14 protein-coding genes are annotated in these 13,048 nt (G+C 68.9%); 7 read left to right on the plus strand and 7 right to left on the minus strand.

Annotated features, from left to right (window positions below; genetic code table 11):
- Positions 1 to 63: 63 nt before the first annotated feature.
- Positions 64 to 1,041 (minus strand): WD40 repeat domain-containing protein, encoded by a 978-nt coding sequence (locus tag ACH492_RS16355; protein ID WP_398986985.1) that lies wholly within the window; start codon positions 1,039 to 1,041, stop codon positions 64 to 66.
- A 124-nt stretch (positions 1,042 to 1,165) separates the two neighbouring features.
- Between ACH492_RS16355 and ACH492_RS16360 the strand changes: the two genes are divergently transcribed.
- Positions 1,166 to 1,849: a GDSL-type esterase/lipase family protein gene (locus ACH492_RS16360; protein ID WP_398986987.1), complete on the plus strand. Its 684-nt coding sequence runs from the start codon at positions 1,166 to 1,168 to the stop codon at positions 1,847 to 1,849.
- A gap of 169 nt (positions 1,850 to 2,018) precedes the next feature.
- Here the strand turns inward: ACH492_RS16360 and ACH492_RS16365 are convergent, their stop codons facing one another.
- Complete coding sequence (locus ACH492_RS16365; RefSeq protein WP_398986989.1) at positions 2,019 to 2,486, minus strand: hypothetical protein; 468 nt, start codon at positions 2,484 to 2,486, stop codon at positions 2,019 to 2,021.
- Positions 2,487 to 2,716: 230 nt separating this feature from the next.
- Complete coding sequence (locus ACH492_RS16370; protein WP_398986991.1) at positions 2,717 to 3,229, minus strand: carboxymuconolactone decarboxylase family protein; 513 nt, start codon at positions 3,227 to 3,229, stop codon at positions 2,717 to 2,719.
- Positions 3,230 to 3,253: 24 nt separating this feature from the next.
- Between ACH492_RS16370 and ACH492_RS16375 the strand changes: the two genes are divergently transcribed.
- From ACH492_RS16375 to ACH492_RS16385, 3 genes are all read left to right on the plus strand, one after another.
- A complete protein-coding gene (locus tag ACH492_RS16375) occupies positions 3,254 to 3,769 on the plus strand; it encodes a MarR family winged helix-turn-helix transcriptional regulator (protein ID WP_398986993.1) in 516 nt (171 codons plus the stop codon).
- A gap of 91 nt (positions 3,770 to 3,860) precedes the next feature.
- Positions 3,861 to 4,451, plus strand: coding sequence for a Uma2 family endonuclease (locus ACH492_RS16380; RefSeq protein ID WP_398986995.1), 591 nt, complete (start codon positions 3,861 to 3,863; stop codon positions 4,449 to 4,451).
- Between the two features lie 51 nt (positions 4,452 to 4,502).
- Positions 4,503 to 5,492 carry an aldo/keto reductase gene (locus ACH492_RS16385; RefSeq protein WP_398986997.1) on the plus strand — a complete coding sequence of 330 codons (990 nt, stop codon included), beginning with the start codon at positions 4,503 to 4,505 and terminating at the stop codon, positions 5,490 to 5,492.
- Positions 5,493 to 5,631: 139 nt separating this feature from the next.
- Here the strand turns inward: ACH492_RS16385 and thpR are convergent, their stop codons facing one another.
- The 3 genes from thpR to ACH492_RS16400 form a co-directional block, all read right to left on the minus strand.
- On the minus strand, positions 5,632 to 6,201 hold the full coding sequence (gene thpR, locus ACH492_RS16390; protein ID WP_398986999.1) for an RNA 2',3'-cyclic phosphodiesterase: 570 nt from the start codon (positions 6,199 to 6,201) through the stop codon (positions 5,632 to 5,634).
- Between the two features lie 139 nt (positions 6,202 to 6,340).
- The gene (locus tag ACH492_RS16395) at positions 6,341 to 7,663 is read right to left on the minus strand and encodes an MFS transporter (RefSeq protein ID WP_398987001.1); all 1,323 of its coding nucleotides are present in this window, start codon (positions 7,661 to 7,663) and stop codon (positions 6,341 to 6,343) included.
- Between the two features lie 28 nt (positions 7,664 to 7,691).
- Complete coding sequence (locus ACH492_RS16400) at positions 7,692 to 8,135, minus strand: MarR family winged helix-turn-helix transcriptional regulator (protein WP_398987003.1); 444 nt, start codon at positions 8,133 to 8,135, stop codon at positions 7,692 to 7,694.
- Between the two features lie 140 nt (positions 8,136 to 8,275).
- On the opposite strand from ACH492_RS16400, the gene ACH492_RS16405 reads away from it, so the two are divergent.
- Complete coding sequence (locus tag ACH492_RS16405) at positions 8,276 to 8,458, plus strand: ribbon-helix-helix protein, CopG family (protein ID WP_307662705.1); 183 nt, start codon at positions 8,276 to 8,278, stop codon at positions 8,456 to 8,458.
- Positions 8,459 to 8,482: 24 nt separating this feature from the next.
- Here the strand turns inward: ACH492_RS16405 and ACH492_RS16410 are convergent, their stop codons facing one another.
- Entirely contained in the window at positions 8,483 to 9,940 is a 1,458-nt protein-coding gene (locus tag ACH492_RS16410) for an NCS2 family permease (RefSeq protein ID WP_398987006.1), read from the minus strand.
- A 174-nt stretch (positions 9,941 to 10,114) separates the two neighbouring features.
- Here ACH492_RS16410 and ACH492_RS16415 point away from each other — a divergent pair, with 174 nt between their 5' ends.
- Positions 10,115 to 10,462 carry a DUF2530 domain-containing protein gene (locus ACH492_RS16415; protein ID WP_398987008.1) on the plus strand — a complete coding sequence of 116 codons (348 nt, stop codon included), beginning with the start codon at positions 10,115 to 10,117 and terminating at the stop codon, positions 10,460 to 10,462.
- Positions 10,463 to 10,579: 117 nt separating this feature from the next.
- Entirely contained in the window at positions 10,580 to 13,039 is a 2,460-nt protein-coding gene (locus tag ACH492_RS16420) for an HAD-IC family P-type ATPase (RefSeq protein WP_398987010.1), read from the plus strand.
- The last annotated feature ends 9 nt before the right edge of the window (positions 13,040 to 13,048 follow it).

Genomic DNA, 13,048 nt, shown 5'->3' on the forward strand with positions numbered 1-13,048 from the left:
CGCGAGTGGCCGCATCCGGGGGCGCCCGCCCGTGTCGGGTCGCGTCGGTCGCGCCAGGTCGCCTCAGTCGCGGCGCAGCAGCCGCTTCCCCCCGAAGACGAGCGCGGCGGCGCCGACCAGGACGATGAGCCCATACGTAAAGCTGCTCTTGTCGCCGCCGCCGTCGTCGGCGGCCGAACTCCCGCCCTCGGACGGTGACTTGCTTCCCCCGTCCGAGACGGATTCCTTGCCGAGCGGGACCCGCTCCACCTCGCTCTGCTCCCCCTCCGTCCCGAACATCAGCGCCGTGCCGTCAGCGGTGTACGTCACGGACTCGGCCTGCCCCTGAATCGGCGCCGGCACCCGGTGGTCGGCCCCGAGACCGCCGTCCTTCCACTCGTACCCGCGCGCGCTGAAGTACGAGCGCAGCACCAGCTCCTTCCCGTCCGGCGAAAAGGCCCCGTCCGTCACCCACGGCACCTCCCCCATCCGCCGGAAGACATTGGTCCGCGTGGGGCTGAGGGTCGCGGGCCCTTCGTACAGCCCGCCGCCGTCCTCGTTCTTCGACGCGATGTAGACGCGGCCGGTCTTGGGATGGACCATCAGCGCCTCGGCGTTCCGCGCGCCGTCCGCGTACTTCACGGTGTACTGCGTCGCACGGACGGTCATGTCCTTGAGCGCCTTCGGCTCCGTGAAGCGGTAGATCCAGACGTGGTCCCAGCCGCCGTCGAGGTTGTCGCCGATGTCCCCGACGTAGACGTTCCCGTCCGTGCCGACCGAGATCGCCTCCATGTCCCGGGGCTTCCCGACCCCGCTGAGGGTGATCGTCGCAACGGTCTCGCCGGTCTTGGAGTCGATGGCGAAGACGCGCGGCTCGTCCTGGTCGTTGTGCGACCAGTAGATCCCTGGGTGCACGCGGCTGGCGGCGAGCCCACTGGACTCCGTCATCCGCGGGTCCTGGATCGTGAACCCGGAGTCGTCGGCGGCGGCGACGGGGGCGGCGGCGAGCACCACGACGGCGGCAGCGGCGGCGGCCCCGGTGACGTACGGAAGCGAACGCATGGCCCCAGCCTGCCACGACGCGATCAGCCGACACCGTCGACGGCCCGGCCGACCCGGCCGTCCGAGCCGCCCGTGTCCAGCCTCACATCGCAGGTGCGCGGCTTGATCGGCCATGATGGCGCCCATGCGTTTCATGTTCGTCGGCGACTCCATGACCATCGGACGCGCCGGCGACTACACCTGGCGCTACCGCATGTGGCAGCACCTGGCCACGTCCTTCGACGGCCCGTACGAGATCGTCGGCCCGCGCACCGAGCTGTACGACACCGTCGCCAACGCCCCCGTCGGCACCTCGTACGCGGACCCCGCCTTCCCCGCCGACGCCCGCAGGCACCTCGCGGGCTGGGGAGAGGGCTGGCTGCACATGGCCCCGATCGTCCAGGAGACGCTCGCCGCGGAGCAGGCCGACACACTGCTGGTCTCGCTCGGCCTGATAGACCTCGGCTTCTACACGGACAGTGCCCAAACCGCCCTGAACGCCCGCCATTTCATCGCCGAGGCCCGCGCGGCCAACCCGCACATCCGGATGGTTCTGCTCCCGGTCATCCCGAACATCCGCGCCCGCACGGACGCGCCCTTCGCGGCGGAGTGCGACCGCTTCAACGAACTGCTGGCGAAGTCGGTCGCGGACCTGGACTCGTCGACCTCGCCGATCCTGCTGGCGTCGCGTCCGGAGTCGTACGCCATCGACAGGGACACGTACGACGGGACGCACCCGGGCCCGTCGGGCGAACACAAACTGGCGGCGGCGTTCGCGGGGGCGATGCACCAGGCCTGGGGCCTGGGCGGGCCGTACAGGACGCCCTAGCCGGCGGTAGGCGGGAGGTCAGTGGTCGTCGCGGATGGTGGTGGCGATGCCGTTGACGATGACGACCTCGGCGGACACGCCGGTGGCCTTGGTGGCCGCCTCCAGTTGGGCGGCGCCACGCGAGTGTGCGTGACGCCGCCCCTTGGGTTCCGTTGCTCCTGCCCGGCTGTCAGAACACGAACGGGCCGGGAGACTGCGCGGAAGTCGCGGTGCAGTTCGCGGTGATGCCGAAGACGACAACCTCCAGCGACTTCGCCTCCAGGCTGTCGCCCGCGGCGACCGTGCCGTTCAGCGGTCCGGTGGAGACCGCGCCCCCGGCAGGGATCGCCGGGTTGGCGTTGCCGGTGAACGTCGTGGTGCCGGAGCCGTTCTTGGTCAGGGTCAGGGTCGACTTGACCGAGTTCGCCGAGATGGCGATGGGAGACGTAATGGCCGATGTGGACACGCTGATGGTCGCGGCCGTCCCGTCCTGGGTGGCCGTGAGCGTCGCCGTGCCCGAACCGAACGAACCGCAGTCGAAGGAGATGGTGGCTGTCTCCGGCGTCACCGCGTTCGCGATGGGCGCCATGGCGAGCGAACCTGCGGCCATCACGCCGATGCCCAGTAGTGCGCCGATTCCGAGTCTGCCGTGCCTCATGGGGGTCCCGCCTTCATGTGGGGGGTTACGGGCTGGCGTCGCCGACTGCCACTGCGCGGGCTCGCGGGATCTGTGCGGTGGGGGTGTTGGGGTTGCCCCGGGGCTCGATTCCCGCGCTGACCGCTCTGGGGCTGATGGGCAGTCAGTGACAATTGCATTGGGGCACGGGCGCCTCGAGAAGGCAAGGACGTTCGCACTGAATTTTGACATGCACCGACCAAATCCGGCCGCTACTGAAGCGGCGCGCGTGTAAGCCGGTTCGCCAGCGTCGACATCGTGTACGTCCCGATGCCCATCACCACCTCCAGAGCGTTCTGCTCCGTGTAGCCCCGCGCCAGGAACGCCCCCAGCTCCTCGTCGCCCACCTCCCCTGCCGTACGCAGCACCTCCAGCGTGAACTGCCTTACCGCTTCGAGGCGTTCGTCGGCCAGCGGCTTCTGCTCGCACAGCGCGGCGATCAGCCCCTCCTCCGCGCCCAGCGCGCGCAGCTTGCCGGTGTGCATCGCCACGCACACATGGCACTCGTTCCGCGCCGCGACCGTCATGACGACCACCTCGCGGGCGACCGGGTCGAGGGTCGTCTGCTCGAACATCGCACTGAGCTTGAGGAAGCCGTCCAGCAGGTGGGGTGAGGAGGCGAGTCTGGCGACAGCCGGTGGTAGGTGGCCCAGGCGCTTCATCGTCGACTCCATGGCGCGGCGCGAGGCGGCCGGCGCCGATTCCAGAGTGTGTTCAGCGAACATGCGGCGGCTCCTATAATCGACAACATGGTTGACGACAAAAAGGTAAACCAGGTTGTCGAAGTGCGCAACACCATTGCCGACGTGCCCGGTTACGAGCTGCCCCTGCTGCTCTTCGCCGGGTTCCGCTCCCTCATCGACCGGCTCCACGCGGAACTGGCCGCGCAGGGCCACCCGGACGTACGGCCCGCGCACGGCTTCGCCATGCAGGCCATCGGCGCGCACGGCGCGACCGCCAGCGAGACCGGGCGGCGGCTCGGGGTCTCCAAACAGGCCGCCGGCAAGACGGTCGACCGCCTCGTCGCGCTGGGCTATGCCGAGCGCACCGACGACCCGGCCGACGCGCGCCGCAAGCTGATCCGGCTGACCGCGCACGGAATGGACGCCCTCGCCCGCTCGGCCGCGATCTTCGACCAGCTGCGCGCGGAGTGGGCGGACGCGCTCGGCGCGCAGCGCGTGGCCGATATCGAGGACGCGCTGCGTACGGTCGTCCCGGCCGAGGCCTTCCGGCTCGACGCAGCGGGCTGGTTCGGCGGCGCGTGACGAGTTTTCGCCACGGCGTGTCATGTCACCGTGCGTATCGTTGTACTGCGCGGCTGCATGCGATCGAGCGGCAGCGGGGAGGAGCGCCACGATGACCGTCGTAGACACCGACAGGATCGACATGGCCGACGACAACGCCGAGCGCTTGGACGAGTGGTTCGAGAGGCTTGCGCAGATGCCCGTCCCCGAGGGAATGAAGGTTGAGATCGTCGGGGGAAGCGTCTTCATGTCGCCACAGCGGACCGTCCATTGGCAGATCATCCGCAGGATCGTCAGAGCACTGGAGGACAAGTTCGGCATGGATGTCGAGGTGCTGTCGGACGTGCGCATCGACTTCCCCGGCCCGGAGAACGGCTTCTGCCCGGACGTGGCCAAGCTCCGCGACGGAGCGGTGCAGGACAGCCGGGGCCGTTGGCGCTTCGAGGACGTGGAGTTCATCGCCGAGGTGATTTCCAAGGGCACCGCACTCAACGACTACGGCCCGAAGAAGATCGCCTACGCCGTCGCCGAAGTCCCGGTCTTCTTGATCGTCGACCCGTACACCGGTAAGTGCCTCCTCCACACCCAACCAAAGGACGGGGACTACACGACCGAGACGAAGGTCGCCTTCGGGCAGCCCCTCGACCTCACCAGCACGCCCCTCGGCCTCACCCTCACCACCGGTGAATTCCCCCGCGACTGACCCCCGTCCGCCCTTGCCTCGAGCGCGCTCGAAGGCGTTGGCTTGGTACTCATGAAGTACACGCAGCTCGGACGCACCGGACTCAAGGTCAGCCGACTCGTCCTCGGGACGATGAACTTCGGGCCTCTCACCGAAGAGGCCGACAGCCACACCATCATGGACGCCGCGCTCGGCGCGGGGATCAACTTCTTCGACACCGCCAATGTCTACGGCTGGGGCGAGAACAAGGGCCGCACCGAGGAGATCATCGGCAGCTGGTTCGCCAAGGGCGGCGACCGCCGCGACAAGGTCGTGCTCGCCACCAAGGTGTACGCGAACATGGCCGCCGACGGCGACGCCTGGCCCAACCACGACAAGCTGTCCGCACTGAACATCCGCCGCGCCGTCGATGCCAGTCTCAAGCGGCTGCGGACCGACTACATCGACCTCTACCAGTTCCACCACATCGACCGGGACACGCCCGTCGAGGAGATCTGGCAGGCGATCGACGTCCTCATCAAGCAGGGCAAGATCCTTTACGCGGGCTCCAGCAACTTCCCCGGCTGGAAGATCGCGCAGACCAACGAGACCGCCCGCCGCCTCGGCTCGTTCGGCCTGGTCAGCGAGCAGTGTCTGTACAACCTCGCCGAGCGCCGCGCCGAGATGGAGGTCATCCCGGCCGCGCAGGAGTACGGCCTCGGCGTGATTCCGTGGTCGCCGCTGCAGGGCGGGCTGCTCGGCGGAGTGATCAAGAAGGAGACCGAAGGCGGACGGCGTGCCTCCGGGCGGGCCGCGGAAGCCCTCGCCGACGCCGAGACCCGTGCGCAGATCCAGGCGTACGAGGACCTGCTCGACAAGCACGGCCTGGAGCCGGGCGAGACCGCGCTGGCCTGGCTGCTCACCCGGCCGGGGGTCACCGGGCCCATCGTCGGGCCGCGTACGGCGGACCAGTTCGCCTCCGCGCTGCGCGCCGTCGAACTGAAGCTGAGCGACGAGGTGCTGTCCGCGCTGGACGAGATCTTCCCGGGGCCGGGACCCTCGCCGGAGGCCTTCGCCTGGTAGGGCCTGACAGGCCCGGGACACGGCCGTGGGGCGGTCAGGGTTACTGACCGACCACGGCCGCCACGGCAACGATCACGAAAATCAGCACGAGCACGCCGGCCATGATCTGGTTTCTGGTCTTGGGGTTCACGCAATGAGGTTAACTCGCCCGTTCGAGCGGCCAGGACCCGACCGTCTCATACCGCGGCTGCTCGCCAGGTACCCCGCTCACCGGCAGGTTGCTGCGTACGAGCGCGAGCTCGGCCACTTCCCAGGGCGTGCCCTCGAAAGTGTCGAGCGCCTCGACGTACGGGCGCAGATCCGCGTCGTCGCGGCTGCGGGCGATCGTGAGATGCGGGTGGTACCGGCGGTGCTCCTCCATGCCGACCCCGGACCGCCGGGCCGCCGCGTCCGCGCGCTCCGCGAGCATGCGCATCTCCTCCAGGCCGCCCGCCACGCCCACCCACAGCGCCCGCCGGCCGAACCGTCCGCCGCGGTGGAGGCGCAGCCGGAAGGACGCGGTCCTGTGGGCGGCCCGCCCGAGCCGCTCGTGCAGCTCGGGGAGCAGGGCGTCGTCGACCTCGCCCATGAAGGCGAGCGTGAAGTGCCAGCCGTCCCGGCCGGTCCAGCGCAGGGCGTCCGCACCGGGCAGGGTCCTCAACCGGTCGACGGCAAGGGCGAGTTCACCGATGGCCGGGGCCGGCGGCAGTACGGCAGCGAAAAGTCTCATGATCCGAGTCTGGCCCAAACGGGGGCGGTACGGGACGGGTGGGACCATGTCCTACGGACCGGGGGCCAGAGCCGTACGGACCGCGGGGCCCGACCCCGTACAGACCGCAGGGCCAGGCCCCTACCGACCGGCGGCCCGCTCACGCCGCCGTCGCGAGCTCGTCGCTCGCCTTCGGGACGAACTCCACATGCCTGCGTCCCCGCCGCAGATCTATTTTGAGGCGCAGCCCGCCCACACGGGCGAGCATCACGCCGACTCCGATCGCCGCGACCAGCGCCACCGTGCCACCCGCCGCGAAGCCGATCCGCGGTCCGTACGTGTCGGTGATCCAGCCGACGAGGGGCGCGCCCAGTGGCGTACCGCCCACGAAGACCATCATGAACAGGCTCATCACGCGGCCCCGCATGGCCGGTTCCGTCGCCATCTGAATGCTGGAGTTGGCCGTGACGTTGACCGTCAGGCCGAACATCCCGATCGGCACCATCAGCACCGCGAAGATCCAGAACTGCGGCACGAACGCGGTCACGATCTCCAGGCCGCCGAACAGCACCGCCGCGCCCACCAGCACCCGCAGTCGCGAGGTGCCGCGCCGGGCGGCGAGCAGGGCGCCCGCCAGGGAGCCGGCCGCCATCAGGGTGTTGAGCAGGCCGTACGTACTCGCGCCGGAGTGGTAGACGTCGTCCACGAAGGCCGAGAGCCAGATCGGGAAGTTGAAGCCGAAGGTGCCGATGAAGCCGACGAGGACGATCGGCCAGATCAGCTCGGGCCGGCCCGCGACGTACTTCAGTCCTTCCCGCAGCTGCCCCTTGGAGCGCGGTGCGCGCTGGAGCTTGTGCAGCTCGCTGCTGCGCATCAGCAGCAGGCCCGCGACGGGCGCGAGGAAGGACAGTCCGTTCAGCAGGAAGGCATAGCCGCTGCCGACGGCCGTGATCAGCACACCGGCGACGGCCGGGCCGACCAGCCGCGCGGACTGGAAGTTGGCGGAGTTGAGGCTGACCGCGTTGCCCAGCTGCTCGGGACCGACCATCTCGGCGACGAACGACTGGCGCGCCGGGTTGTCGACGACCGTGACGAGGCCGAGCAGAAAGGCCGTGAGGTAGACGTGCCACACCTGGACATGGCCGCTGAGCGTGAGCACGGCGAGCGCCAGGCCGGTGAGGCCCATCGCGACCTGGGTGGCCAGCAACAGCGGCCGCTTGGGCAGACGGTCCGCGAGCACGCCGCCGTACAGGCCGAACAGAAGCATGGGCAGGAACTGCAGCGCGATGGTGATGCCGACGGCGGACGCGGATCCGGTCAGCGTCAGTACCAGCCAGTCCTGGGCGATGCGCTGCATCCAGGTGCCGGTGTTGGAGACCACTTGCCCGGTGGCGAAGAGCCGGTAGTTACGGATCTTCAGCGAGCTGAACATGGTTGTAGGGGCGGGTGCGGGTGCGGAGTCTGCTCCGGGTCCCGTACTCAAAAGGGTTCGCCTCCTCAAAGGTGCTTGGTTACAGGTGTGCGAGCTTCTCCAGTACGGGGGCGGCTGCGCGCAGCTTCGCCCATTCGTCCTCGTCCAGACCCTCTGCGAGCGAGGCCAGCCAGGCGTTCCGCTTGCGGCGGCTCTCCTCGAGCATGGCTTCCGCCCGCTCAGTTGGACTGACCACCTTCTGCCGGCGGTCATCGGGGTGCGGCTCGAGCCGGACCAGTCCCTTGGCCTCGAGCAACGCCACTATCCGGGTCATGGACGGCGGCTGGACATGTTCCTTGCGGGCCAGCTCGCCGGGGGTGGCGGAGCCGCAGAGGGCGAGGGTGCCGAGCACCGACATTTCGGTGGGGCTCAGCGATTCGTCGACGCGCTGATGCTTCAGGCGTCGGCCCAGCCGCATCACGGCCGAGCGGAGAGCGTTCACGGCGGCGACGTCGGCGTCGCTGCCGGGGGACAGGTCAGACATGTTCGTTAGCATAACTCATTACCCTGCCTAAATACCAGTCGATACCGCGGTCGGCCAGGAGATAGCTGTGTCACCCATATGAGTGAGACGGATCCGGAAAGTGACACACCGGCCACGGCGGTACGGCAACCCTGGCTGACATGGGATCGACAGTGCTCAGTCTCCGGATAGACGGTGAGCTGCTCGACCGTCTCAGGCACCATGCCGCCAGACGCGGAATGAGCGTCCAGGACTATGTGGTCCGGACGCTCATCCGGGACGACTTCGACGAACGCTTCAAGGCGGCGGTCGACGAGACGGAGAAGTTCTACGGGCGTACGTGAGGCTACGGGCGTACGTGAAGCGCCTTACGTAAGGCCCAGCGCCGGCATCGCGTAGTAGAAGACGAAGACCGCAGACACCACGTACATGGCGACGGGCACCTCGCGGCCCCTTCCGGCCGCCAGCCGCAGCACGCTGAAGGCGATGAATCCGATGCCGATGCCGTTGGTGATGGAGTACGTGAACGGCATCATCACCATCGCCAGGAACGCCGGGACGGCGACGGTGAAGTCGTCCCAGTCGATGTCCCGTACCGACCCCGCCAGGATCAGGAAGCCCACCGCCAGCAGCGCGGGCGTCGCCGCCTGGGACGGGACCATCGTGGCGAGCGGCGTGAGGAACAGCGCCACCGAGAACAGCGCACCCGTGACGACGGACGCGAGGCCGGTACGGGCCCCCTCGCCGACGCCCGCCGTGGACTCCACGAAGCATGTCGCGGCGGATGACGAGGTCGCGCCGCCCGAGGCGACCGCGATCCCGTCGATGAACAGCACCTTGTTGATTCCGGGGAAGTTGCCGTCCTTGTCCATCAGCCTGGCCTCGTCACCGACGCCGAGGATCGTGCCCATCGCGTCGAAGAAGCAGGACAGCAGCACGGTGAAGACGAACAGCACGCCCGTCAGATAGCCGACCTTCCCGAAGCCGCCGAACAGGCTGACCTCGCCCACCAGTCCGAAGTCCGGCGACGCGACCGGATTGCCGGGCCACTTCGGCGTGGTCAGGCCCCAGGACGGGACCGTCGCCACCGCGTTGATGACCATCGCGACGATCGTCATCACGACGATCGAGATGAGGATCGCGCCCGGCACCCTACGGATGATCAGCGCGAGCGTGAACAGCGCCCCCAGGGCGAAGACGAGGACCGGCCAGCCGTCCAGGTGGCCGGTCGCGCCCAGCTGGAGCGGGACGGTGGTCATGGCGGCGTCCGGGATACGGGAGACGAAACCCGCATCCACCAGGCCGATCAGCATGATGAAGAGGCCGATGCCGATCGCGATGCCCTTGCGCAGGCTGCGCGGCACGGCGTTCATCACGCGCTCGCGCAGACCGGTGGCGACCAGCAGCATCACGACGAAGCCGGCGAGTACGACCATGCCCATCGCGTCCGGCCAGGACATCCGGGGCGCGAGCTGGAGGGCGACGACGGTGTTCACACCGAGGCCGGCCGCGAGAGCGATCGGGACATTGCCGATGACGCCCATGAGCAGCGTGGAGAAGGCCGCCGTGAGCACGGTGGCGGTGACCAGCTGGCCGCCGTCGAGCTGGTGCCCGTACATGTCCTTCGCGCTGCCGAGGATGATCGGGTTCAGCACGATGATGTAGGCCATCGCGAAGAAGGTGGCGAATCCGCCGCGTACCTCGCGGGCGACCGTGGAACCGCGCTCCGAGATCCTGAAGAAGCGGTCCAGGTGGTTCTGCGGCTGCTGACCGGGGGTCGGCGGCTGCGGGGCGCCGCCGACCGAGACGGTAGCCATGGGGGACATGCGGAACCTCAGTCGTACCGGGGCGAGGGGCGCTTGGATGTTTGCACGAATAATTCAGGCCAATGGCAAACCGTTTCAGTATGAATACAGATGGCAAAGATCGCTATCTCCGCGCGTAGATCGTTGGCCGACCGTCCCCCGAACCACTGGTCGGGTGCCGCCTACACTGTGCGCATGGCGAAGTGGACCCCCAAGCACGAGGCACCCGAGCCCCTGGAGGGGCCCGTCGTCGCCACCATCATCGGCGGCACGATCCTCTGGTTCGTCCTCTTCCTCGTACAGATCCCCTTCTACAGCTGGTTCGACGAGCGCGACCTCATGTGGTGGGTGTGGACATGCCTGGCCGGCGCCGGTCTCGGGCTGATCGGCATCTGGTACGTGCGGGGGCGGGAGGCGGCACTCAAGCGCTCACAGGCCGCAGAGGCGGCGGAGGCGGCCAAGGCAGCAGAGGCGGCCGAGGCAGCAGAGGCGGCCGAGGCAGCGGATGACGGTGCGGCTTCCGCAACCGAGGAAGGCAAGTGACGAAGGCGGGTGACCCTACGGCGCTTGTAGTGCCAGGGGACCATTCGCGTCCTACCCGGGTCTGACTTCGGCGCACTCGGCGGGTGAACCGGTCCTTCCGCCCGTACCGTCGAAACCATGACGCAGCGGGCGAGGATCGACACGAACGGCCCCGAGCCGGGCCAACCCGTCATCGACGCGGGAGCCGAACTCGACCCCGTACACCCGATGAAGCCACCCCCATCAGCGGTTGTGCGGCGCTCTTCCGGGCTGACGGCCGCGGAGGTCGCCGAGCGGGTCGCGCGGGGCGAGGTCAACGACGTACCCGTCCGCTCCTCGCGCTCCACGACCGACATCATCCGCGGCAATGTGTTCACCCGCTTCAACGCCATCATCGGCGTGCTGTGGGTGATCATGTTCTTCGTCGCGCCGATCCAGGACAGCCTCTTCGGCTTTGTGATCATCGCCAACACCGGCATCGGCATCATCCAGGAGCTGCGCGCCAAGAAGACGCTGGACGGGCTCGCGGTCATCGGCGAGGCCAGACCGACGGTGCGACGCGACGGCGTGGCCGCGGAAGTCTCCACCTCCGAGATCGTCCTCGGCGATCTCGTCGAACTCGGGCCCGGCGACAAGGTCGTCGTGGACGGCGAGGTGTCGGAGGCGGACAGCCTGGAGATCGACGAGTCGCTGCTGACGGGTGAGGCCGACCCGGTCGTCAAACAGCCGGGCGAGAAGGTGATGTCGGGGAGCTTCGTGGTCGCGGGCGGCGGGGCGTTCACGGCGACGAAGGTGGGGCGCGAGGCGTACGCGGCACAGCTCGCGGAGGAGGCGTCCCGGTTCACGCTCGTCCACTCCGAGCTGCGCAGCGGCATCTCGACGATCCTCAAGTACGTGACCTGGATGATGGTCCCGACCGCGATCGGGCTCGTCATCAGCCAGCTGGTCGTCAAGGAGAACGACTTCAAGGACTCGGTGGCCAGGACCGTCGGCGGCATCGTGCCGATGATCCCCGAGGGGCTTGTGCTGCTGACGTCGGTCGCCTTCGCGATCGGCGTCATCCGGCTCGGCCGCAAGCAGTGCCTGGTGCAGGAACTGCCCGCGATCGAGGGGCTCGCGCGGGTCGACGTCGTCTGCCTCGACAAGACGGGCACGCTGACGGAAGGCGGCATGGACGTCACCGAGCTGCGGCCGCTGGGCGACTCGGACGAGACGTACATACGTAAGGTCCTGGGCGCGCTCGGCGAGTCCGACCCCCGGCCCAACGCCTCCCTCCAGGCGATCATCAACGCGTATCCGGACAGCGAGGACTGGCGCTGCACCGAGTCGCTGCCCTTCTCGTCGGCGCGCAAGTACAGCGGCGCCAGCTTCAGCGAAGGCAACGGCGAGAGCTCCACATGGCTGCTGGGCGCGCCCGATGTGCTGCTGTCGACGGGCGATCCGGCCCTGGCCGAGATCGAGCAGCTCAACGAGCAGGGCCTGCGGGTGCTGCTGCTCGCCCGGGCAGCGGGCGAACTGGACGCCCCGGCCGTCGCGGCCGGGGCCGAGTCGGCGGCGCTGGTCGTGCTCGAGCAGCGGCTGCGGCCCGACGCCTCCGACACGCTGCGGTACTTCGCCGACCAGAACGTCGCGGCGAAGGTCATCTCCGGCGACAACGCGGTGTCGGTGAGCGCGGTGGCCGGAAAGCTCGGTCTGCCGGGCGCACAGAACACGGTGGACGCGCGCCGGCTCCCCACGGAGCAGGCAGAGATGGCCACGGCCCTGGACTCCAGCTCGGTCTTCGGCCGGGTCACCCCGCGGCAGAAGCGCGACATGGTGGGCGCGCTGCAGTCCCACGGCCACACCGTCGCGATGACGGGCGACGGCGTCAACGACGTCCTGGCCCTGAAGGACGCGGACATCGGCGTCTCGATGGGCTCGGGCTCGGAGGCGACGCGCGCGGTGGCCCAGATCGTGCTGCTCAACAACAGCTTCGCGACGCTGCCTTCGGTGGTGGCGGAGGGGCGCCGGGTCATCGGCAACATCACCCGAGTCGCCACGCTCTTCCTGACCAAGACGGTGTACTCCGTGCTGCTGGCGATCCTGGTGGTCTGCAGCCAGGTCGAATACCCCTTCCTGCCACGGCACTTGACACTGCTGTCGACGCTGACCATCGGCGTACCGGCGTTCTTCCTGGCGCTGGCCCCGAACAAGGAGCGCGCGAAGCCGCACTTCGTACGCAGGGTGATGCGGTACGCGATCCCGGCGGGCGTGATCGCGGCGGCGGCCACCTTTTCCACGTATCTGCTGGCCCGCTCGCACTACAGCGGCCCGGGCGCGCTGGACGCGGAAACGAGCGCGGCGACACTGACGCTGTTCCTGGTCTCGATGTGGGTCCTGGCGATCATCGCCCGCCCGTACACATGGTGGCGGGTGTGCCTGGTGGCGGCGATGGGGGCGTGCTTCCTGATCGTGCTGATCGTGCCGTGGCTGCAGGACTTCTTCGCGCTGAAGCTGGTGGGGACGACGATGCCGTGGGGGGCGGTGGGGATCGCGGCGACGGGGGCGGTGCTGCTGGAGGTGGCGTGGCGGGTGGTGGACAGGAAGTACCCGGCTTAGCCGGCGTCC

It is taken from the genome of Streptomyces sp. NPDC019443, from assembly GCF_044389785.1.
In the GTDB taxonomy this organism is placed as follows: domain Bacteria; phylum Actinomycetota; class Actinomycetes; order Streptomycetales; family Streptomycetaceae; genus Streptomyces.